Source organism: Devosia sp., from assembly GCF_048261455.1.
Taxonomy (GTDB): Bacteria; Pseudomonadota; Alphaproteobacteria; order Rhizobiales; family Devosiaceae; genus Devosia_A.
Map to the genome: position 1 here is coordinate 20,476 of NZ_JBLXGA010000004.1, position 22,051 is coordinate 42,526.

22 protein-coding genes and 2 tRNA genes are annotated in these 22,051 nt (G+C 62.5%); 1 reads left to right on the forward strand and 23 read right to left on the reverse strand.

Annotated features, from left to right (window positions below; all coding sequences use genetic code 11):
• Positions 1-94 precede the first annotated feature (94 nt).
• The 22 genes from ACN0TK_RS05545 to ACN0TK_RS05650 all read right to left on the reverse strand — a co-directional run bounded on the left by ACN0TK_RS05545 (position 95) and on the right by ACN0TK_RS05650 (position 21,160).
• On the reverse strand, positions 95-340 hold the full coding sequence (locus ACN0TK_RS05545; RefSeq protein WP_417308468.1) for a DUF1467 family protein: 246 nt from the start codon (positions 338-340) through the stop codon (positions 95-97).
• Positions 341-343: 3 nt separating this feature from the next.
• Positions 344-2,023, reverse strand: coding sequence for a ribonuclease J (locus ACN0TK_RS05550; protein WP_417308469.1), 1,680 nt, complete (start codon positions 2,021-2,023; stop codon positions 344-346).
• Between the two features lies 1 nt (position 2,024).
• Entirely contained in the window at positions 2,025-2,849 is an 825-nt protein-coding gene (locus tag ACN0TK_RS05555; RefSeq protein ID WP_417308470.1) for a biotin--[acetyl-CoA-carboxylase] ligase, read from the reverse strand.
• On the reverse strand, positions 2,850-4,295 hold the full coding sequence (gene nuoN / locus ACN0TK_RS05560; protein ID WP_417308471.1) for an NADH-quinone oxidoreductase subunit NuoN: 1,446 nt from the start codon (positions 4,293-4,295) through the stop codon (positions 2,850-2,852).
• Positions 4,296-4,304: 9 nt separating this feature from the next.
• Entirely contained in the window at positions 4,305-5,816 is a 1,512-nt protein-coding gene (locus ACN0TK_RS05565; protein WP_417308472.1) for an NADH-quinone oxidoreductase subunit M, read from the reverse strand.
• Positions 5,816-7,849: an NADH-quinone oxidoreductase subunit L gene (nuoL, locus tag ACN0TK_RS05570; protein WP_417308473.1), complete on the reverse strand. Its 2,034-nt coding sequence runs from the start codon at positions 7,847-7,849 to the stop codon at positions 5,816-5,818. Before nuoL ends, ACN0TK_RS05565 begins: the two co-directional genes overlap by 1 nt.
• Before the next feature lie 3 nt (positions 7,850-7,852).
• Positions 7,853-8,173: an NADH-quinone oxidoreductase subunit NuoK gene (nuoK, locus tag ACN0TK_RS05575; RefSeq protein WP_417308474.1), complete on the reverse strand. Its 321-nt coding sequence runs from the start codon at positions 8,171-8,173 to the stop codon at positions 7,853-7,855.
• Complete coding sequence (locus ACN0TK_RS05580; protein WP_417308475.1) at positions 8,174-8,782, reverse strand: NADH-quinone oxidoreductase subunit J; 609 nt, start codon at positions 8,780-8,782, stop codon at positions 8,174-8,176.
• 9 nt (positions 8,783-8,791) lie between these two features.
• On the reverse strand, positions 8,792-9,280 hold the full coding sequence (nuoI, locus tag ACN0TK_RS05585) for an NADH-quinone oxidoreductase subunit NuoI (RefSeq protein WP_417308476.1): 489 nt from the start codon (positions 9,278-9,280) through the stop codon (positions 8,792-8,794).
• Positions 9,277-9,510, reverse strand: a complete 234-nt coding sequence (locus ACN0TK_RS05590) for a hypothetical protein (RefSeq protein ID WP_417308477.1) — start codon at positions 9,508-9,510, stop codon at positions 9,277-9,279. Before ACN0TK_RS05590 ends, nuoI begins: the two co-directional genes overlap by 4 nt.
• The gene (nuoH, locus tag ACN0TK_RS05595; protein WP_417308478.1) at positions 9,510-10,607 is read right to left on the reverse strand and encodes an NADH-quinone oxidoreductase subunit NuoH; all 1,098 of its coding nucleotides are present in this window, start codon (positions 10,605-10,607) and stop codon (positions 9,510-9,512) included. The genes ACN0TK_RS05590 and nuoH overlap by 1 nt, the downstream gene beginning before the upstream one ends.
• 9 nt (positions 10,608-10,616) lie before the next feature.
• Positions 10,617-12,725, reverse strand: coding sequence for an NADH-quinone oxidoreductase subunit NuoG (nuoG, locus tag ACN0TK_RS05600; RefSeq protein ID WP_417308479.1), 2,109 nt, complete (start codon positions 12,723-12,725; stop codon positions 10,617-10,619).
• Positions 12,726-12,730: 5 nt separating this feature from the next.
• Positions 12,731-14,044: an NADH-quinone oxidoreductase subunit NuoF gene (nuoF, locus tag ACN0TK_RS05605; protein ID WP_417308480.1), complete on the reverse strand. Its 1,314-nt coding sequence runs from the start codon at positions 14,042-14,044 to the stop codon at positions 12,731-12,733.
• 53 nt (positions 14,045-14,097) lie between these two features.
• The gene (gene nuoE, locus ACN0TK_RS05610; RefSeq protein ID WP_417308481.1) at positions 14,098-15,447 is read right to left on the reverse strand and encodes an NADH-quinone oxidoreductase subunit NuoE; all 1,350 of its coding nucleotides are present in this window, start codon (positions 15,445-15,447) and stop codon (positions 14,098-14,100) included.
• Positions 15,447-16,637, reverse strand: a complete 1,191-nt coding sequence (locus ACN0TK_RS05615; protein ID WP_417308482.1) for an NADH-quinone oxidoreductase subunit D — start codon at positions 16,635-16,637, stop codon at positions 15,447-15,449. The genes nuoE and ACN0TK_RS05615 overlap by 1 nt, the downstream gene beginning before the upstream one ends.
• Positions 16,637-17,248, reverse strand: a complete 612-nt coding sequence (locus tag ACN0TK_RS05620; RefSeq protein WP_417308483.1) for an NADH-quinone oxidoreductase subunit C — start codon at positions 17,246-17,248, stop codon at positions 16,637-16,639. The genes ACN0TK_RS05615 and ACN0TK_RS05620 overlap by 1 nt, the downstream gene beginning before the upstream one ends.
• 8 nt (positions 17,249-17,256) lie before the next feature.
• A complete protein-coding gene (locus ACN0TK_RS05625; RefSeq protein WP_417308484.1) occupies positions 17,257-17,832 on the reverse strand; it encodes a NuoB/complex I 20 kDa subunit family protein in 576 nt (191 codons plus the stop codon).
• Positions 17,823-18,188 carry an NADH-quinone oxidoreductase subunit A gene (locus ACN0TK_RS05630; protein ID WP_417308485.1) on the reverse strand — a complete coding sequence of 122 codons (366 nt, stop codon included), beginning with the start codon at positions 18,186-18,188 and terminating at the stop codon, positions 17,823-17,825. Before ACN0TK_RS05630 ends, ACN0TK_RS05625 begins: the two co-directional genes overlap by 10 nt.
• 254 nt (positions 18,189-18,442) lie before the next feature.
• The gene (locus tag ACN0TK_RS05635; protein ID WP_417308486.1) at positions 18,443-18,949 is read right to left on the reverse strand and encodes a hypothetical protein; all 507 of its coding nucleotides are present in this window, start codon (positions 18,947-18,949) and stop codon (positions 18,443-18,445) included.
• Positions 18,950-19,276: 327 nt separating this feature from the next.
• Entirely contained in the window at positions 19,277-19,789 is a 513-nt protein-coding gene (locus ACN0TK_RS05640; protein WP_417308487.1) for an outer membrane protein, read from the reverse strand.
• A gap of 275 nt (positions 19,790-20,064) precedes the next feature.
• On the reverse strand, positions 20,065-20,580 hold the full coding sequence (locus tag ACN0TK_RS05645; protein WP_417308488.1) for an outer membrane protein: 516 nt from the start codon (positions 20,578-20,580) through the stop codon (positions 20,065-20,067).
• Positions 20,581-21,083: 503 nt separating this feature from the next.
• Positions 21,084-21,160: transfer RNA gene (locus tag ACN0TK_RS05650), tRNA-Asp, on the reverse strand.
• A gap of 220 nt (positions 21,161-21,380) precedes the next feature.
• Here ACN0TK_RS05650 and ACN0TK_RS05655 point away from each other — a divergent pair.
• Positions 21,381-21,456 (forward strand) — tRNA-Val (locus tag ACN0TK_RS05655).
• A 90-nt stretch (positions 21,457-21,546) separates the two neighbouring features.
• Here ACN0TK_RS05655 and ACN0TK_RS05660 read toward each other — a convergent pair.
• On the reverse strand, positions 21,547-21,822 hold the full coding sequence (locus ACN0TK_RS05660) for an HU family DNA-binding protein (protein ID WP_417308489.1): 276 nt from the start codon (positions 21,820-21,822) through the stop codon (positions 21,547-21,549).
• Between the last annotated feature and the right edge of the window lie 229 nt (positions 21,823-22,051).

Below are 22,051 nucleotides of genomic sequence, written 5' to 3' on the forward strand. Positions count from 1 at the left end.
CCCTTGGCGCGAAAGATTTGCCGCGCGCCGCGATTCACACACGACACGCGACAACTTCATGAAGCGGGCGAGACGATCCTCGCGATCGACTGGCTCAGCGCCAGTATTCCTGCAGCCAGGGCGTCGTCAGGCCCAGCAGCAGCAGGCCGGTCACCACCACCGCCAGCAGCGACGTCACCAGCAGCTTGGGCCACAGCTTGACGAGACTGGGCGCGCCCCGCTCGGTGCCGCTGACCCAACTGCCTTCATCCACCTGATTGCGCACCTTGAACGGCAGCACCACGAACAGGCACAGCCACCAAACGACAAAGTAGATTGCGATAAAGGTTCCGACTTGCATGCGTTAGACCTGATGCACGAATACGGTCACATTGGGTTTGCGGCCCCAGAAGCTGCCCACCTCGTTGCGCACGGCGCGGGTCAACGCGGTCTGCACCATGCTGGGGTCGGCGCGGCGCTTGGCGGGAATCGATTTCAGCGTGCCACTGACGACACGCCGCACCAGCCGATGCATCGAATCCTCGTCGTCCTCGACCTCCGGCACGCCTTCGAGCGCCATTTCCGGTGCCCCGAGGATATGGCCCGACCGGTTCAGCACGACACTGACCATGATCGCCCCGCCGAAACTGAGACGCCGCCGGCCGCGAACGCCGCTCTCATCGGGCGTGCACAAGATATTGCCATCGAGATAGAGCTCCCCGGTTCTGACTTCGCCGGGAAAGTGCATCACATCGGGGTAGAAGCGCACCATGTCGCCATTCCGCGCATGCACGACTTCTTGAATGCCTTCCGACTTGCCAAGCGCCGCATGCGCCTCGAGATGCGCCGCCTCGCCATGGACCGGCACCAGCAGGTCGGGCTTTACCAGGCTGTAGAGCGTCTTCAGCTCTTCTCGGCGCGGGTGGCCGGTGGTGTGAACGAGCGCCGTCGCATTGGTGACGACATCGACACCGCGGTCGATCAGCATGTTCTGGATATCGATGACTTCGCGCTCATTGCCCGGGATGGCCCAGGACGAAAAGATCACGCGGTCGCCCGCGTTCAGCGAAATCTCCGGATGCTGCTCGCGTGCAATGCGTGCGATGGCGGCGCGGGATTCGCCCTGGCTGCCCGTGCACAGCAATACGACTTTGGCGCGCGGCAGGTTGCGGAACTCGTGCTGATCGAGAAACGGCGGGATGCCTTCAAGCATGCCGAGCTCGCGCGCAATGCCACTGATCCGGTGCAGCGCGCGGCCGGACATCACCACCTGCCGGCCGGCCTTGTGTGCTGCCCGCGCCACCGAGATGATCCGGCCCACATTGGAGGCAAAGGTCGTGACGGCGACCCGGTGCGGCGCCTCGGCGATCAGCTTTTCGAGATTCTCCGCCACCGACTCCTCGGAGGGGCTGGTGCCCTCCTTCAGCGCATTGGTCGAGTCGCAGACGAGCGCCAGTGGCGTCGAGCGGTCTTCGCCGATCTCACCGAGGCGCTTGATGTCGGTGGGCGCCACGCCGATCGGGTGCGGATCGAGCTTCCAGTCGCCGGTGTGCACCGCGCGGCTGGTCGGTGTGGTGATCAGCAGTGCGCAGGCCTCGGGGATCGAATGCGCCACATTGATCGGCTCGATGGTGAAGGGCCCGATGGTGAAGGGCTTGCCCGCCTGCATGCGGCGGATCTCGACATGCTCGGCAATGCCTTCGGATTCCCGCTTTGCCGTCAACATGGCGGTTGCGAAGGCCGTGGCATAGACCGGCCGGTCGAACGCCGGCCACAGGTCCATCACCGCACCATAGTGGTCTTCGTGGCTATGGGTAAGGATCAGCGCTTCGACGTCGTCGGCGTGATCTTCCAGAAAGCTCGGATCGGGCAGGATCAGATCGATGCCGGGCTCATCGGGCCCGGCAAACGTGACGCCGCAATCGACGACAATCCACTTGCGGCGATTTGCAGGACCATAGCCATAGGCAGCCATGTTCATGCCGATCTCGCCGACACCGCCGAGCGGCACGAAAACCAGTTCGTCTTGCGCCGTCTTGGCCATTTTAATTCCTCACACTGGCGGTCGCGCCGAAATGCACGTCTCCCGCGGTAATAGCGATGAGACGGTTGTCATTAGCGCGAACCATCAACCGTCCCGTTTCATCAATCGTCTCGAAAATGCCGCGCACCACGTCGCCGTCGCGCGACACCGCGACCTCGGCGCCGATGCCGGCAGCAGAACCGCGCCAGGCGCCGAGAATGTCGGCCACCCCGCGCCCATTGTCCCAAAGTGCGATGGCGTCGACCCAGCTGTCGCTGAGAACGCCGAACAGGTCGATGGCAGATGCGGACACGCCAAGCGTCTGCAGCGAGGTCGCCGGATAGGGCAGCCCCTGCGGCGCGGCGACGACGTTGACCCCGAACCCGATGACGATGGCCGTCGATCCATCCGGCCGGCGATGCGCCTCGAGCAGGATTCCGGCCAGCTTGGCGCCATCGGCGAGCACATCGTTCGGCCATTTGAGCGCAATGCGGGCGCCCTGCCCGTCCGCGCCGTCGATCCCCACGCGCACCCGCGCCTCCGGCACGGTGCGACGCAGCGCATCGTTCATCGCGACACCCGCGACAAAGCCCAGTGTCGCCGCGATCTGCGGATCGGCATCGGGGACGATAAGCAGGCTGGCGGCAAGATTGCCATGCGGCGATTCCCACACCCGGCCACGTCTGCCGCGCCCCGCAGTCTGCTGCAGGGCGGCGAACCAGACATCGCCGGCGTCGCCAGCTGCAGCCGCCTGCGCCGCCTCCGTCGAGGTGGAGCCGACGCTGTCATAACCGTGGAGGCGGTAACCTCGTGTGGCGGCCCGGGGGCCCAGCCAGAAGCCTGTCACTTAGAACAGGCTTCCCGCGGCAACGCGCGCAGCTGCCGAAAGCGGCGCACCGACGGTGAAGAAATAGGTGACCAGCAGGAAGCCGACGACCGACATCACCACGGCATGTTCCGCCGAAATGCTGCGGAAGCTCGCCACCGGGTCATCGAAATACATCACCTTGATGATCCGCAGGTAATAGTAGGCGCTCACCGCACTGGCCAGCACACCGATCACCGCGAGGATGAACAGGTTGGCTTCGATGGCAGCCAGGAACACCTGCCACTTGGCGAAGAACCCGGCGAGCGGCGGCAGGCCGATCAGCGAGAACATCAGGATCGCCATCATCGCGGCAACGAAGGGCCGCTTCTGCGACAGGCCGGACAGCTGGCCGATGGTCTCCACCGGGCCCTCTTCGGTGCGCAGTGCCAGAATGCAGGTGAAGATGCCGATGGTCATCGTCACATAGATCGCCATATAGACCGCGACGCCTTCGACACCGATCGAGGTGCCGGCGCTCAGCCCGACGAGGGCAAAGCCGACATGGCCGATCGAGGAATAGGCGAGCAGGCGCTTGATGTTCTGCTGACCGATGGCCGCAAAAGCCGCGAGCACCATCGAGGCGATCGACAAGAAGATGACGATCTGCTGCCAATCGGCTGTGATATTGCCGAAGCTCACCGTGACCACGCGGACGATCAGCGCCATCGCGGCAACCTTGGGCGCCGCCGCAAAGAAGGCGGTGACCGGCGTCGGCGCACCCTCGTAGACGTCCGGCGTCCACATGTGGAAGGGCACGGCCGAGATCTTGAAGGCGATACCGGCCATCAGGAACACCATGCCGAAAATCAACCCGATCGAGCGTTCGTCGACCGAGACTGCAGCGACGATGAGATCGAGCTGCGTCGTGCCGGTGAAGCCATAGACCATGGACGCGCCGTAGAGCAGCATGCCCGAGCTCAGCGCACCGAGAACGAAATACTTCAGGCCCGCCTCGGTCGCCTTGGCATCGTCGCGCTTCATCGCGGCAACGACGTAGAGCGCCAGGCTCTGCAGTTCGAGACCGACATAGAGCACGATCAGGTCGTTCGACGACACCATGATCATCATGCCCACGGTGGCGAGCAGCACGAGCACCGAATATTCGAACTTGTTGATCCCATGCTCTTCCGCACTGGAGAGCGAGATCAGCAGCGTGAATGCCGCGCCGCCGAGCACCAGCACCTTCATGAAGCGCGAGAAATCATCGACGATGAAGCCGCCGTTGAACAGCACGCCCTGCTCGCCCATCGTCAGCATCAGCCCGATGGCCGCAACCATCAGCACGATGGCGATGACTGCGACCGCAGCAGGCTTCAGGGCTTTGACGAACAGCGCCAGCAGCAGCACCACGACGGCACCGCAGGCCATGAGCAGTTCGGGATATGCGGGCGCCAGGGAGGCGAAGCTCGTAACGTCGGACTGCATGCCCGTCTCCTAGTGAGCCGCCGCGACGGCGGCCGGCGCGGCGCCGATGGCGTTGGCGAAGTTTTCAGCGACCAGGTTCACCGATGCGGCAGTCGCATCGAGAATTGGCGCCGGATAGAAGCCGAAGAGAATCGTGATGATGATCAGCGGCACCAGAACGATGATCTCGCGTGCGTTGAGATCGAGGATATCCTTCAGATTGTCCTTGGTCAGCGCCCCAAAGACCACGCGGCGATAGAGCCACAGGGCATAGGCTGCCGAGAAAATCACGCCGAATGCGGCAAAGAAGGCCACCCAGGTGTTCACCTGGAAGGCGGCGAACATAGTGAGGAACTCGCCGATGAAGCCCGAGGTGCCCGGCAGGCCGACATTGGCCATGGTGAACACCATGAAGGCCACGGCAAACATCGGCATGCGCGACACCAGACCGCCATAGGCCGCGATCTCACGGGTGTGCATGCGGTCGTAGACGACGCCGACGCAGAGGAAAAGCGCGGCAGAAACGAAGCCGTGCGAGATCATCTGGAACAGCGCGCCATGCACGCCATAGACGGTGCCGGTGAAGATACCCATCGTCACGAAGCCCATGTGGGCGACCGACGAATAGGCGATCAGCTTCTTCATGTCCGTCTGCACGAGCGCCACGAGCGAGGTGAAGATGATCGCCGCGATCGACAGCACGAAGACGAAATCCGCGAACTGGTGCGAGGCATCGGGGAACATCGACAGCGAAAAGCGGATGAAACCGTAACCGCCGAGCTTGAGCAGGATCGCGGCCAGGATCACCGAGCCGCCCGTCGGCGCCTCGACGTGCGCTTCAGGCAGCCAGCGATGGAAGGGCCACATCGGCATTTTCACCGCGAACGAGGCGAAGAACCCGAGCCACAGCCAGGTCTGGGCTTCCGGTGTGAAGCTGAACTCGAGCAGCCGCTGAATATCGAGCGTGCCCGCCTGCCAGAACATGTACATGATCGCCAGCAGCATCAGCACGGTGCCGGTGAAGCTGTAAAAGAAGAACTTGTACGTCGCCTGGATGCGCCGCGCCCCACCCCAGATGCCGATGATCAGGAACATCGGGATCAGCGTGCCTTCGAAGAAGACATAGAAGATCGCCAGATCGAGCGTCGCGAAGGCGCCGATCATGAAGCTCTCGAGCACGAGGAAAACGATCAGGTACTCGCGCACCCGCTTGGTGACCGAGCCGAAGCTGGTCAGCACGACCGCCGGCATCAGCACTGCGGTGAGCGGAATGAAGAGCACCGAAATGCCGTCGACGCCCATGCGGTAGCCGATCGACTCGCCAATCCAGTCGTAGTTCTCGACGAACTGGAAGGCCGTCGAATTCGGGTCGAACAAGTACCAGAGGTACAGGCTCAGCGCCGCAGTCGCGACAGTGAAGGCGAGCGCGATATTGCGCGCCAGATTGGCCGCTGCCTCGTCCTTGCTGACGAAGAGCAGCACCAGGGCGCCCAGCATCGGCAGGAAGGTAATGACCGTCAGAAGGTGGTCGCTGAAGATCATCAGAGCAGTCCCCCGGCGGCGATGGCCCAGGTGAGCAGCGCCGCAATCCCGATCAGCATGGCGAAGGCATAGTGGTAGAGGTAGCCCGACTGCAGCCGCACGACCCGGCTGGTCACGTCACGCACCCGCGCGCCAATGCCTTCGGTGATGGTGCGATCCACCAGCCAGTCGTCAAACCCGGTCCACAACGCCCGTCCGACATAGAGCGTGGGACGCACGAAGATACGGTCGTACAATTCGTCGAAATACCACTTGTTGAGCAGGAACTGGTAGAGGCCCGAATTGGCCTTTGCCAGGCGGCCCGGCATGGCCGGATCGCGAATATACATCTGCCAGGCTGCGACAAAGCCGAGGATCATGGCGATCGTCGCCGACCACTTGACCCACAGCGGCACGTGATGCGCCTCGTCGAGCAGAGCTTCGTTGACCACGAGCGATCCCTGGAAGAAGTGCTCGATGTGCTCGGCATGGCCGAAGAACAGATCGTAGAACACCACACCGGCGAACACCGCACCGATCGACAGCACGCCGAGCGGGATCAGCATGACCATCGGGCTTTCATGCGGCTCATGCGAACCGTGATCGTCATGCGCATGGTCGTCATGTGCTGCATGCGCGTGGCCCGCACCCCACCGCGGTTCGCCGTGGAAGGTCATGAACATCAGCCGCCAGGAGTAAAAGCTCGTGAAGGCTGCTGCGATGACCAGCGACCAGAAGGCGATATAGCCCGTCGACGCACCGGCCGCATACGAGACCTCGATGATGCTGTCCTTGGAGAAGAACCCGGCAAAGCCGAGCGGCGTACCCGGAATACCGACGCCGGTGAGCGCCAGCGTACCGATCATCATCGCCCAGTAGGTCAGCGGAATCTTGGTGCGCAATCCGCCCATTTTCCGCATGTCCTGCTCGTGATGCATCGAGTGGATCACCGCGCCGGCGCCCAGGAACAGCAGTGCCTTGAAGAAGGCATGCGTGAACAGGTGGAAAATGCCCGACGAATAGATGCCCGCCCCCAGCGCCACGAACATGTAGCCGAGCTGCGAACAGGTCGAATAGGCGATGACGCGCTTGATGTCGTTCTGCACCAGACCGATCGTCGCAGCAAAGAACGCGGTGATCGCCCCGATCATCATGACCGTCATCATGGCGGCCTCGGAGGCCTCGAACATCGGCGACAGCCGCGCCACCATGAAGACGCCCGCGGTCACCATGGTCGCGGCGTGGATCAGCGCCGACACGGGCGTCGGGCCTTCCATCGCGTCCGGCAGCCAGGTGTGCAACAGGAACTGCGCCGACTTGCCCATGGCGCCCATGAACAACAGCAGACACACGACGGTCATCGCATGCAGATCCCAGCTGAGGAAGCGCATGGTGTCGTCCGCATGCTCGGCAACGGCGTGGAAGGCGCCGTCGAAATCGAGGTGTCCAAGCACCACGAACGAACCGAAGATGCCGAGCGCGAAGCCGAAGTCACCGACGCGGTTGACCACAAACGCCTTCATCGCGGCGGCATTGGCGGCCGGCCGCGTGTACCAGAAGCCGATCAGCAGGTAGGACGCGAGGCCCACGCCTTCCCAGCCGAAGAACATCTGCAGGAAGTTGTCGGCGGTCACCAGCATCAGCATGGCGAAGGTGAATAGGGACAGGTAGGCAAAAAAGCGCGAGCGGTGCGGATCGTCGGCCATGTAGCCGATCGAGTAGACATGCACGACACTCGAAACGGTCGTCACAACGACCAGCATGACTGCAGTCAGCGTGTCGACCCGCAGCACCCAGTCGAGCGACAGACCGCCCGAATGAATCCAGCTCAGCACCGTCACCTTCATCGCCTCGGCATGCCCGGCAGCGCCATGCGCGCCCTCGGCCGCCTCAGGCGCAAACCAGAAGCCGGCAAACACGACCCAGCTCAGGACCGCGGCGACGATCAGCAGCCCGGTGGTGATGAATTCGCTGGTGCGATGGCCGATGATGCGACCGAGCAACCCTGCGATCAGCGCCCCGACCAGGGGGAAAAAGACAATGGCCTGGATCACGGGTCAGCCCTTCAACGAGTTGACGTCTTCGACGGCGATGGAGCCGCGGTTACGATAGTAGATGACGAGAATGGCGAGCCCGATGGCCGCCTCGGCCGCCGCGACAGTCAGGATCAACAGGGCGAACACATGCCCGGCCAGATCGCCCAGTTCGGCGGAGAAGGCCACGAAGTTGATATTGACCGCCAGCAGGATCAGCTCGATCGACATCAGGATGACGATGACGTTCTTGCGGTTGAGGAAGATGCCGAACACGCCCAGCGTGAACAGGATGGCGGCGACGGCCAGGAAATGGCCCAGCCCGATTCCGGTTTCTGCCAGCATTTACAGCCCCTGCCCCGATTTCACTTTGACCACTTCCACCGCTTCCGAGCGCTTGCGCCCGGTCTGGCGGAACACGTCCTGACGCTTGGCCCCGCTCTTGTGGCGCAGGGTCAGCACGATGGCGCCGATCATCGCGACCAGCAGCACGGCGCCCGCCGTCTCGAACACGAACACATAGCGCGTGTAAAGCAGCTCGCCGAGCGCGCGGGTGTTGTCCACACCGGCGACCATCGGCACCATGGCCGTTCCCGCCGCCTCGGGCGCCAGCACATAGCTGCCGGCGACCAGCAGCAGTTCGAGCAGCAGGATCACCCCGACGACGATGCCGATGGGCGCATATTGCAGCATGCCCGCACGTAGCGTCGCGAAGTCCACATCCAGCATCATGGTGACGAACAGGAAGAGCACCGCGACCGCGCCGACATAGACGACGATCAGGATCAGCGCCAGGAACTCCGCCCCGGCCAGCATGAACAGGCCTGCGCCATTGACGAAGGTCAGGATCAGGAACAGCACCGAGTGCACGGGATTGCGCGCGGCGATGACCATCAGCGCCGAAGCGACGGCGATGATCGAGAAGACGTAGAAAAAGAACAGCGGCAGCGTCATCTCAATCCCTTAGCGATACGGTGCATCGGCAGCGAGGTTCGCCGCGATTTCGCGTTCCCAGCGGTCGCCATTGGCAAGCAGCCTCTCCTTGGAGAAGTAGAGCTCCTCACGCGTTTCGGTGGCGAATTCGAAGTTCGGCCCCTCGACGATGGCATCCACCGGGCAGGCCTCCTGGCAAAAGCCGCAATAGATGCACTTCACCATGTCGATGTCGTAGCGCACCGTGCGGCGGGTGCCGTCGTTCTGGCGCGGGCCGGCCTCGATAGTGATGGCCTGCGCCGGGCAGATCGCCTCGCACAGCTTGCACGCAATGCAGCGCTCTTCACCATTGGGGTAACGGCGCAGCGCATGCTCGCCCCGGAACCGCGGCGAATAGGGCAACTTTTCGAACGGGTAGTTGATGGTCTTTTTCGGCGCGAAGAAATAGCGCATCGCCACAAAGAAGGCGGCAACGAACTCGCGCAGAAGCAGACCGTTCAGGAACTGGAAGAACCTCATGCTGTCTCCCCCATCTTGAACGCAGCGAATGCGAAAATGCCGATGAACATGATGGGAATCTGAACCCGATAGACGAACTTGAGCAACTTTTGCAGCGGATCGACCTGCCCATTCGCCCCGTAAAGTGCGTTGCGCTGCCGAAGAACGTAGGGAAAAACAACGAAGTTTGCGAAAATGGCGCTAAGAGCACCCACTCCGGCGCCAATCAGTGCGCGAACAATCGGGTCCATCAGGCCATACCTCCCTGCCAGCCCCAGCCCGTGAGCATCAGGACAAAGGCGACAATCACGACCATCACGAGCGAAATGGGCAGGAACACTTTCCAGCCGATCCGCATCAGCTGGTCGTAGCGATAACGGGGCACCATGGCCTTGGCCATGGCGAACATGAAGAACGCCAGGCAGACCTTGAGCGTGAACCACACGACGCCCGGGATCCAGTTGAACGGCGGCAGGTCGATCGGCGAGGCCCAGCCACCCAAGAACAGGATCGTCATCATGGCGCACATCAGCAGGATCGAGATGTACTCGCCCAGCATGAACAGCAGGTAAGGCGTCGAGGAATATTCGACCATATAGCCGGCGACGAGCTCGGATTCACCTTCCGGCAGATCGAATGGCGGCCGGTTGGTTTCCGCCAGCGCCGAGATGTAAAACACCACGAACATCGGGAACAGCGGCAGCCAGAACCAGTTGAGAAAGCTCAGCCACGGCACGCCCAGCAAATAACCAAGGCCCATCGAATTCTGCGCGATGACGATGCCGGTGAGGTTCAGCGTTCCGGCACACAGCAGCACGGTGATGATCACGAGGCCGATAGAGACCTCGTAGCTCACCATCTGCGCCGCAGAGCGCAGCGCGCCCAGGAAGGCGTATTTCGAGTTCGACGACCAGCCGCCCATGATAACGCCGTAGACGCCGAGCGAGGAGATCGCGAAAATATAGAGGATGCCCACGTTGATATCGGCCAGCGCCCAGCCGAAATCGACCGGGATCACCACCCAGGCGCTGAGCGCCAGGATTGAGGTGACGAGCGGCGCCAGAAGGAACACCACCTTGTCGGAACTCGCCGGGATCACCGTTTCCTTAAAGACGAACTTCAGCAGATCCGCGAAGGACTGCAGCAGCCCGAAGGCACCGACGACATTGGGGCCGCGACGCGCCTGCACCGCCGCCCAGATCTTGCGATCGGCCAGCAGAATGAAGGCGGTGAAGATCAGCAGCGACACCAGGAACAACAGTCCGAGGTAGACAAACCCGACATGCTCGCCCCACCCGAGGATGGGGATACCGAACAGGTAGTCCAGCGCTGAAACCACGAAATCCATACCGGGTCCTTACTCCGCTGCCTGCTTCAGGCCCGCCGCCAGGGCGGCGCACTCCCCCATCGTGGCCGAAGCCCGGGCGATGGGGTTGGTGAAATAAAAGTCGTCGATCGGCGAGGTGAGCGGCGCCGAGCTGCTCTTGGTCGTGGCGCCTGCCAGCCGGCGGACGTCCTCGACGCTACCGGGCTTGATCCGGTCGATCTGGGCCAGATGCGGGTATTCCGCATAAATTGCGGCCCTGAGCTGCGCCAGCGAGTTGAACGGCAAAGCCGAACCCAGCACGGCGCTCAGGGCGCGGAAGATCGCCCAGTCTTCCTTGGCGTCGCCCGGCGGGAACACGGCCCGCTCGGCCATCTGCACCCTGCCCTCGGTGTTGACATAGGTGCCCGACTTTTCGGTGTAGGTTGCCGCCGGCAGGATGACGTCGGCGCGGTGCGCACCGGCATCGCCATGCGTGCCGACATAAACCACGAACGCGTCGCCCATGGCGGCGGTATCATATTCGTCGGCACCCAGCAGGAAGAGCACGTCGAGTTCGCCCTTGCCGGCAAGACCGATCTGATCGGCCGAACACACGCCGCCGTCATGCGGCACGAAGCCGATATCGAGACCGCCGACGCGACCCGCCGCATTGTGCAGCAGCGCGAAGCCGTTCCAGTCTTCCGAGGCGCCCGAACCGGTCGCCAGCTTGGCGGCCATGGCAATGACGTCGCGGCCGACCTGCTTGCCGAGGCTGGCATGCGACACCGCACCCTCGCCGACAATGATCAACGGGCGCTTGGCCTTGGCGAGGATCTCGCCAAAACTGCCCTTGCGCGCCACCAGATCGCTGATCGCCGACAGGTTGTTGCCCAGATATTCGTAGTCATAGGTCAGGTCGGCATTGTCGCCGATGACCCCGATCGGCGTCGAATTGGCGCGCCAGGCCTTGCGGATCCGCGCATTCAGCACCGAGGCTTCCTTGCGCGGGTTCGAGCCGATGATCAGGATGGCATCGGCCTCTTCGATCCCGGCAATCGTCGGGTTGAACAGGTAGGCCGAACGCGGCATCGACGGATCGATCCCCGACATTGCCGGACGGCAGTCGGTCATCCCCGAGCCGAGCGACGTCATCAGCGCCTTGAGCGCATACATGTCCTCGACCGAGGCCAGGTCGCCGGCAATCGCGCCGACCTTGTTGCCGCCCCCGGAGGCCTTAATGGCGCCCGCGACCGCGGCGAAGGCCTCGTTCCAGCTGGCGGGCCGCAGCTTGCCGTTGACCCGCACATAGGGGCGGTCGAGCCGCTGGCTCTTAAGTCCGTCCCAGATGAAGCGGGTCTTGTCCGAAATCCACTCTTCGTTGATCGCGTCATTGACGCGCGGCAGGATGCGCATCACTTCGCGGCCACGCGCATCGACGCGGATGTTGGAGCCCACGGCATCCATTACGTCGATGGACTCGGTCTTGGTCAGCTCCCACGGCCGTGCGTGGAACGCATAGGGCTTGGAGGTCAGCGCGCCCACCGGGCAGAGGTCGATGACATTGCCCTGCAACTCGCTGGTCAGCGCCTTTTCCAGATAGGAGGTGATCTCGGCGTCCTCACCGCGGCCGATCAGGCCCATCTCGGTGATGCCGGCAACCTCGGTGGTGAAACGGACGCAGCGCGTGCAGTGAATGCAGCGGGTCATCTCGGTTTTCACCAGCGGCCCGAGATACTTGTCCTCGACGGCGCGCTTGTTCTCGTGAAAGCGGTTCTTGTCCACGCCATACGCCATGGCCTGGTCCTGCAGATCACACTCGCCGCCCTGATCGCAGATCGGGCAATCGAGCGGATGGTTGATCAGCAAGAATTCCATCACGCCTTCGCGGGCCTTCTTGACCATCGGCGTATTGGTGAACATCTCCGGCGCTTCACCGTTCGGGCCCGGGCGCAGGTCCTTCACCGACATGGCGCAGCTTGCCGTCGGCTTGGGCGGACCGCCCTTCACCTCGACCAGACACATGCGGCAATTGCCGGCGACCGACAGCCGCTCATGGTAGCAAAAGCGCGGAATCTCGGCACCTGCAGCCTCAGCGGCCTGCATCAGCGTGTAGTAATCGGGGACCTCGACGAGTTGGCCGTCGACTTTGATATTTGCCATTTGCCTTACTCCGCCGCGATCGACGGCACGGCGCCGTCTGAGGTGGACGAATAGGTGTACTGATCGATCCGCGCCTCGATGACGTCGCGGAAATTGCGGATCAGCCCCTGTACCGGCCATGCGGCCGCATCGCCCAGGGCGCAGATGGTGTGCCCCTCGATCTGCTTGGTCACTTCGAACAGCATGTCGATTTCGCGCTTCTGGGCGCGGCCTTCGACCATGCGCTCGAGCACGCGCATCATCCAGCCGGTGCCTTCGCGGCACGGCGTGCACTGCCCGCAGCTTTCATGCTTGAAGAACGCCGCGATGCGCCAGATGGCCTTCACGATGTCCGTCGACTTGTCCATGACGATCATGCCGCCGGTACCGAAGCTCGACTTCTTTTCCTTCAGCCCGTCAAAATCCATGATGGCGTCCATCATGTCCTCGCCGCGCACCACCGGACAGGATGCACCGCCGGGGATCACGCCCAGCAGGTTGTCCCAGCCGCCGCGGATCCCGCCGCAGTGCTTCTCGATGATGTCCTTGAAGTTCTCGCCCAAGGCTTCCTCGAACACCGCCGGTTTGTTCACATGGCCCGAGACCATGAACAGCTTGGTGCCGGTGTTGTTCGGGCGACCGATGCCGGCGAACCAGGCACCGCCACGGCGCAGGATTTCCGGCACAACGGCGATCGACTCGACATTGTTGACCGTCGTCGGGTTGCCGTAGACGCCCATGGCCGCCGGGAACGGCGGCTTCAGCCGCGGCTGGCCCTTCTTGCCCTCGAGCGATTCCATCAGCGCGGTTTCTTCGCCGCAGATATAGGCGCCAGCGCCGTGATGGACGACGATGTCGAAGTCCCAGCCGTTGACATTGTTCTTGCCGATCAGCTTGGCGTCATAAGCCTGCTGCACGGCGGTCTGGAAATTCTCGCGCTCGCGGATGAACTCGCCGCGGATATAGACATAAGCGATATGCGCGCCCATGGCCCGTCCGGCGAGCAGACACCCCTCGATCAGATGATGCGGATCATGCCGCAGGATCTCGCGATCCTTGCAGGTGCCGGGCTCGGATTCGTCAGCATTGACAAGCAGCTGGCTCGGGCGGCCGTCACCGGCGCCCTCCTTGGGCATGAACGTCCATTTGAGCGCGGTCGGGAAACCGGCGCCGCCGCGGCCACGCAGGCCCGAACCCTTGACCTCGCCGACGATCCAGTCGCGGCCGCGATCGATGAAGGTGCGGGTGTCCTGCCAGGCGCCGCGTTTCCGCGCGCCCTCGAGGCCCCAGTCGCCGGTGCCATACAGATTGGTGAAAATGCGGTCTTTATCTTCTAGCATTCCGACCTACTCCGTAACCTGGCGCGACATGACGCAATCCATGCAATCGACCATCAGCGTGGCCCCTTGCCGAAGACCCGGCGGTACTCTTCAACACCGCCGCTGGCCAGTACCTTGCCCTGCTCAATCCACCGGTCACGTGCCACGCGACCCTTGAAATTCAGCCGGCTCTCGAGTTTTTCGATATCCGCATCGTTCATCGCGGCAACCTGAGACCAGGTGGTGATGCCGAGTTCGTTGAGCTTGCGCTCCAGCACCGGACCGACGCCCGAAATCAGCTTCAGATCATCGCGGTCACCTGCCGGCGCGGTGAAGATCGGCGCGTCGGCATCAGCCTTGGCTCCGGTCTTCGCAGTGCCCTGAGCAGCCGGTCCATCTGTGGCGCCCGACTTGCTCTCGGCGGATGCATCACGGTCAGAGCCCGGCGCATCGTGCTTTTCGCCGTCGCGATCACCGTCATCGATCTTGGCAGCTTCCGACTCGCCGCCGGTCGCGCCGGGGCGCATGGCGTCGTTCGGCTCGCCATCGGCGTCGGCCTCTTCCTGGTTTTCTTCCCGCACGGCCTCGGTCTTGGCATAACTGGCCTTGGGCGCGTCACCTGGCGTCTTCAACGCCGGTGCAGCCTCATCGGGCACCTCGCCATTCTTGCGGCCCGGCTTGGTCGGCGCGTTCTCGGCATCACCGGACGGCGCGGGCTTTTCTTCAGCCGCAGGCTTGGGCGCCGGTGCAGCGGGTTTTTCGGCCGGCTTGTCTTCCGGCGGCGGGAAAGCCTTGTAGGTCCGCTCGGCCGTAGGCGTCTCGAGCAAGGTTGTTGCCCCGCCCTCGGCGGCGCCATACTTGCGCTCGATCTGTGGGCCCGGCTGGACACTGTCGCCCTGCCCGGCGGCAAACTTGTCGATGATCGCCTCGAGCTTGTCCGGCGTCAGGTCCTCATAGGTGTCCTTGCCGATCATCACCATCGGTGCGTTGACGCAGGCACCGAGGCACTCGACCTCTTCCCAGCTCATCGTGCCTTCGGAATTGGTCTCGAACGGATCGTGATTGATCTTGCGCTGGCACACCGAGCGCAGGTCTTCGGCGCCACGCAGCATGCACGGCGTCGTACCGCACACCTGGATATGCGCATTGCTGCCGACCGGCTTCAGCTGAAACTGCGTATAGAAGGTCGCGATCTCGAGCACGCGGATATAGGCCATGTCGAGCAGCCGGCCGACTTCCTCGATCGCGGCGCGGGAGACCCAGCCCTGCTGCTCCTGCGCCCGCCACAGAACGGGAATCACGGCCGACTGCTGGCGGCCCGCCGGATACTCGGCGATCTTCTTTTCGGCCCAATCCAGGTTTTCAGGCGTGAACGTGAAGCTCTCGGGCTGAACAGACGGGTCTGCGAGGCGACGGACAGACATTAGCGATCGACCTCACCGAACACGATATCGAGCGAACCCAGAATGGCGGCAACGTCCGCCAGCATGTGTCCGCGACACAGGAAATCCATGGCTTGCAGATGCGCGAACCCGGGGGCACGGATCTTGCAGCGATATGGTTTGTTGGTGCCATCGGACACCAGATAGACGCCGAACTCGCCCTTGGGTGCTTCGACCGCGGCGTAAACCTCGCCCGACGGCACCTTGAAGCCCTCGGTATAGAGTTTGAAGTGATGGATCAGGGCTTCCATCGACTGCTTCATCTCGCCACGCTTGGGCGGCACAACCTTGCCGTCCGTCGACGACACGGGCCCCTGCCCTTCAGCGGAGTTCAGCAGCTTGATCACCTGGCGCATGATCCGCACCGACTGGCGCATCTCTTCCATGCGGCACAGGTAGCGATCGTAGCAGTCGCCGTTCTTGCCGACCGGAATGTCGAATTCGAGCTGGTCGTAGCACTCGTAAGGCTGCGCCTTGCGCAGGTCCCACGCATCGCCCGCTCCGCGCACCATGACGCCCGAAAAGCCCCATTTCCATGCGTCTTCGCTCGTCACCACGCCGATGTCGACGTTGCGCTGCATGTAGATGCGGTTGCCGGTCATCAGCGACTCGATATCGTCGAGCGCCTTGAGGAACGGATCGCAGAAAGCCTCGATATCGTCGATCAGGTCCTGCGGCAGGTCCTGATGCACGCCGCCCGGCCGGAAATAGGCCGCATGCATGCGGCTGCCCGAGGCGCGCTCGTAAAAGATCATCATCTTTTCGCGCTCGTCGAAGCCCCATAGCGGCGGGGTCAGCGCGCCAACGTCGAGCGCCTGCGTCGTGCAGTTGAGAACATGGTTCAGCAGCCGGCCGATCTCGCAGAACAGCACGCGCACGAGCTGCCCGCGGAACGGCACTTCGAGGCCCAGCAGCTTTTCCACCGCGAGGCAGAAGGCGTGTTCCTGATTCATCGGCGCGACATAGTCGAGCCGATCGAAATATGGCACGGCCTGCAGATAGGTCTTGGTCTCGATCAGCTTTTCGGTGCCGCGATGCAGCAGGCCGATATGCGGATCCACGCGCTCCACCACTTCGCCGTCGAGCTCGAGAATGAGCCGCAGCACACCGTGCGCCGACGGATGGATCGGCCCGAAGTTGATGGTGAAATTGCGAACGTCGACTTCGGACATCAGGTCTTCGCTTTCTCGTCGCCGGGCAGCACGTAATCGGTGCCTTCCCAGGGCGACAAATAGTCAAACTGCCGGAATTCCTGCGCCAGCTTCACCGGCTCGTAGACGACGCGCTTGCGCTCTTCGTCATAACGCACCTCGACATAGCCGGTGGTCGGGAAATCCTTGCGCAGCGGATAGCCGTCAAAACCGTAGTCGGTGAGGATGCGCCGCAGATCCGGATGCCCGGTGAACAGGATGCCGAACAGATCGTAGGTTTCGCGCTCGAACCAGTCGGCGCCCGGCAGCAGTCCGGTAATCGACGGCACCGGCATGGCGTCGTCGGTCATCACCTTGATTCTGATGCGCATGTTCTGCCGCGGGCTGAGCAGGTGATAGACCACGTCGAAACGCAGCTCGCGCTCCGGATAGTCGACACCGCACACGTCGCAGATCGAAATGAAGCCCTCGTGCACATGCAGGAAGGTGACGATCTCCAGGATCGACTCGCGCTCGGCCAGCAAGGTGAGCTCACCAAAGCTCAGATCGAAGCCGTTCAGCGCGTCGCCAAGTGCGTTCTTGGCGCGCTCCGCCAGCGCTGCCAGCGGCGATGGGGTTTCACCCTCGGTCATTGCCGGTCCTATCGTTCGATCGTGCCGGTACGGCGAATTTTCTTTTGCAACAGCAGGATGCCGTAAAGCAGCGCCTCGGCTGTCGGCGGACAGCCCGGCACATAGATGTCGACGGGCATCACGCGGTCGCAGCCACGCACCACGGAATACGAATAATGATAATAGCCGCCGCCATTGGCGCAGCTGCCCATCGAGATCACGTAGCGCGGCTCGGGCATCTGGTCGTAGACCTTGCGCAGCGCCGGGGCCATCTTGTTGGTCAGCGTGCCGGCAACGATCAGCACGTCCGCCTGGCGCGGCGAGGCGCGCGGCGCCGTGCCGAAGCGCTCGATGTCATAGCGCGGCATCGACATCTGAATCATCTCGACGGCGCAGCAGGCAAGGCCCGTCTGCATCCACATCAGCGAACCCGTGCGGGCCCAGGTGATCAGCTGCGAGGCCGTGGTGGCGAGAAAGCCCTTGTCGGCGAGCTCGGCATTGACCTCGGTCACGAATGGATCGCCGGCGCCCACGGGCTTGTTGGTCCGCGGATCGATGACACCGCGCGGCTGCTGGGCAACCATGGTCGTCTCGTTCAATCCCATTCCAGTGCCCCTTTGCGCCACTCGTAGATGAAGCCGACGGTCAGGACGCCGAGGAAGATCATCACCGAAGTGAACCCGAACCAGCCGATGTCGTGGAACGCCAGCGCCCACGGAAACAGCAGCGCCACTTCGAGATCGAAGATGATGAACAGAATCGACACCAGGTAGAAGCGGACGTCGAACTTCATGCGGGCGTCGTCGAACGCCTCGAAACCAGCTTCGAACACCGACACCTTCTCGGGATCGGGATTCCGATAGGCAACGATGGCGGGAGCGATCATCAGGGCCAGTGCGATGATCGCGGCGAGGCCGACGAAGATCACAATCGGCAGGTAGTTGCTCAGCAACTCGGTCATAGGGCAGCCTAATTTTCGGACCGACCGGGAGGGGCCGGTTCGCACGGCCAATCAGGCAATTATGGGCCAGATTGGCGGCGCGATTGCGTTGATCCGGGCCTATTCCATTACACCCAGCGTTTCAAGGAAAACAAAACCTGACTGCATTGGTCATATAATGACTTAGCAGAGGGCACGCGCTCGGCTGGCTGCGCTCTCTTGTGCAAAGGCCCCGCCGAAGCGGGGCCTGAACAGGACCTGAGATCGGCCAACAGCTAGAAGTGCCACATGGCGCCGACGGTGGCCGACCAGTATTCCCCATTGTAGCTGACCACCTGACCTCGGATGCTCATGTCATCCGACATCATGGCCTCAACACCGAGACCGGCGAGATAGCCCCAGTCGCCATCCGTCACACTGGCACCGCCAATGCCATAGATCAGAAGCGAGTCGGCGGTGAAGCCGGCGCGACCGGCGAGATAGCCGTTCCAGCCACTGTCGTCGCCGAAATACGGACCGACCGCACCTTCGACACCGAGCAGGAACATGGGCGAAACGGAGAAGTTCGCGCCGACGACACCCTGAACGGTGCCGTAGATATCGCCCGACTCAAAAAGCCCACCGCCCTGCACGCCGAGATAGAAGCCATCCCAACCCGAGGTCGCCATGGCGACGGTTTCCATCATCGGCGGGTCGTAGATGACGAGATCGGCGGCCTGAACCGCTGAAACCATGCCCAGCGCCGCAGCCGAAGCAACGAGAGCAGAAATAGTCGTTTTCATATGTAGCCTCCTGACATGCACACCTATGTGAGGGGTCAAGTCGGGATCGCTGACAATAGTTGATCGCATCACCTTTGCATCGCACAGTGCCATATCCTGCCCGGCGGTGCATTCGTGTCACACAAGACTAAGCCGAACGCCCACGCGCACATGCAATACTCGCAGGGACGTAGCAGACTATGCGTATAGGTGGCGCGCGTCAGTTCGGCGGAGGGATTCGCGGCGCCAAATCGGCGCCCGGTGCAGAAATCCGAGCCGCCCCCGAACACCACACAAAAAAAGGGCCCCGCCGAAGCGGGGCCCAAAGCATCAAGACTCAGACGAGTCTTAGAAGTGCCAGTTCAGACCGACCTTGGCGACATGCGCATCGTCGGCGCTGCTGCTGAAGTCGTACTGGTACTGGTACTCGGCCTTGAGCGACAGCTCTTCGGTCATGGCGAATTCGACGCCAACACCGATCGGTGCGTAGGCTTCCGTGTCGGAGTTGTAGCCGAGACCGAGCAGGCCGTAGAAGGCGATGGAGTCAGCAGCGAAGCCAAGCTTGCCGTGCACCTGGCCCTGCCAGCTGTCGTCGCTCAGCCAAGCAACGTCACCCTCGACGCCGACCAGCAGGTTCTCGTCGATCATGGCGTTCACGCCGAGGTTCGCACCGAGCGAATAGATCGAGTCGGTCTGACCCGAGAAGTACAGGCCGATGTACGGACCGTCCCAGGAGTGACCCGCCGAGTAGTCCATCATGACCGGAGCGGGGGTGTCGATGATCAGGTCCGCGGCGTAGGCGGCCGAACCGACGCCGGCAAACGCCACCGTGGTGAGCAATGCAAGCTTGAGAGTACGCATAGTTGGATTCCTTTTAGTTGGTCCGCATTGAGGTATGAGCATCACGGTACGAGCATCAAGTTACGAATTGGTGGCTACGTTCCTGGGGCCCCGCCTTTCCGGGTTCATGTTGCTGCCCCGCAACAGGATGTGGCAACATTGTGGCCGCCTAACGGCCTAAGTTTGAATTGGTTCCGGCGGCATCATGATTTTTCTTTCGCCACGACCGGAGAACTCCAGACGCGCCGGGATTCGAGTCGCACGTGTGCCGGAAGGCAGCGAATACGCAGTGTTGCTTAGAAGTGGAACTTGGCGCCCAACGTGACCTGATCCTTCGGGTTACCACCCTCAAGATCGAACCCACGAAGATACTGTGCACCGACCGTCAGGTCTTCCGTGACCGCAAGCTCGACACCACCGCCGAGCAGTGCGTCTGTCTCACCCGTTCCGGACAGGTCGGCACCGAAACCGGCTGCGGCATAGACCAGCACCTGATCGGTGAGCAGCAGACCGGCCCGACCGAGCACCTGACCATAGGCCGTGTCGAACGTATCGCCGGTCAGCCCCTGGATCGCGACTTCACCACCGACGAGAAAAAAGTCGAACTGCGCGTTCACACCGACATCGAAACCGACGCCCAACTGGGTGTCGTAGTCCGGGCTGGCTTGCACGCTGCCGAACACGCCTGCGTAAAAGCCGTTCCAGTCGAACCCGCTCGGCGCATCATAGACCGGCAGCCCTGCCCCCTGCGTGCTGATCGGCACGCTATAGGCATCCGCAGCCAGAGCGACACCCGGGCAGAGAACAGCCATCAAAGCGACTGTGAACAAGGGATACGCGCGCATTTCGCTCTCCATGCCTCGGCATGTGACGCAAACCGCCATTCGTGCCGTTTGGTTGCAGCCCCCTGCACCAATTCAAGGCTATGGCTTGCATATTGCACCAATCCCGCCCGCAGGCCACGCGTGATTCGCCGTTATTATTAATTGTGATCCGTTTTTGAGGCGAATTGGCGAGAGTGCAGCCTCGTAAACTGGGGAAGCTGCGCGTGCGCCATCCACAATCGAGGCATAGGTTCAGATATGGTTTCGGCTCCAGATCCGATGTCTCATTGAGAGCTGACCGACAGGACTGGGCGAGCACCGAGTAGACCGCTGGAACGGCGCCCCACAAGAGACGCTGAACCGCGCCGCCCGCGCCCTGCCGCGCGAGGCTGGCGCATCACCTGGTCATGGATTCCGACGCGCGAACTCAAACCCGCTCGAAGCGAATTCGCGATCAAAACCAGAAACTTATGTTGGGAGGTTGGGGCACGTGGCGCGAGTGACGGGACTCGAACCCGCGACCTCCGGCGTGACAGGCCGGCGCTCTAACCAACTGAGCTACACCCGCTGTTGCGGCGTCTTCGCCGCGCAACGTGGGGTTCGTTTAGAGGCCCCCCTCGGGCAAGTCAAGCGACAAAATCCGCCTTTGTGAAACCAACTTGCATCTTCCCCAACCGCCGCCTGAAAAGCGTACCGCAAACGCGCCCGCTGCGTCGCAGGCGCTTGACGGAGTTTGGTCTAAACCCTAGGTAGGCGCAGCCGAATGGCTGCCTCGTGCAGTCCCAGGCGGGCGGTTAGCTCAGTTGGTAGAGCATCTCGTTTACACCGAGAGGGTCGGCGGTTCGAGCCCGTCACCGCCCACCAGATTTTCGGCTGCCCTTCCCCGGCTTCAGACAAAAATATGGCCCCGGCGAGAACGCGCGGGGCCACAATGATCAGATCAGCTGAACTGAATCAGTTGATCGCGTCTTTCAGACCCTTGCCGGGCTTGAACTTGGCCTGATTGGAAGCCGGAATGTTGATCTCGGCGCCAGTGGCCGGATTGCGGCCGACGCTGGCTTTGCGAGCCGAAACCGCAAACGTGCCAAAACCGACAAGACGAACTTCGTCGCCGCTCTTCAGCGACTCAGTGATGGCGTCGAACACGGCGTCCACGGCGTCCCCGGCCTGAGCCTTGGTCAGGCCCACTTTTTCGGCAACAACGCCGATGAGATCATTCTTGTTAGACATAGCGTTTCCTCACTGTGGGTTGCCCGCCCATACCGGCGAACCAAAACGCGGAAATCCTTTTGACGATTCTTGCCGCAAGGCAAGGAAATCCGGGCCTTTCAGGCCGCCGACTCCCGCATTCCTGTTAATGAAGGGCCAAATCTGGCTCAACTTTGTCCGCCACGCGGCAAACCCGTGGCGATACGGCAGTTTTCCAGGGATGCGGCGGGATACCGCCTCCGAATCGCCA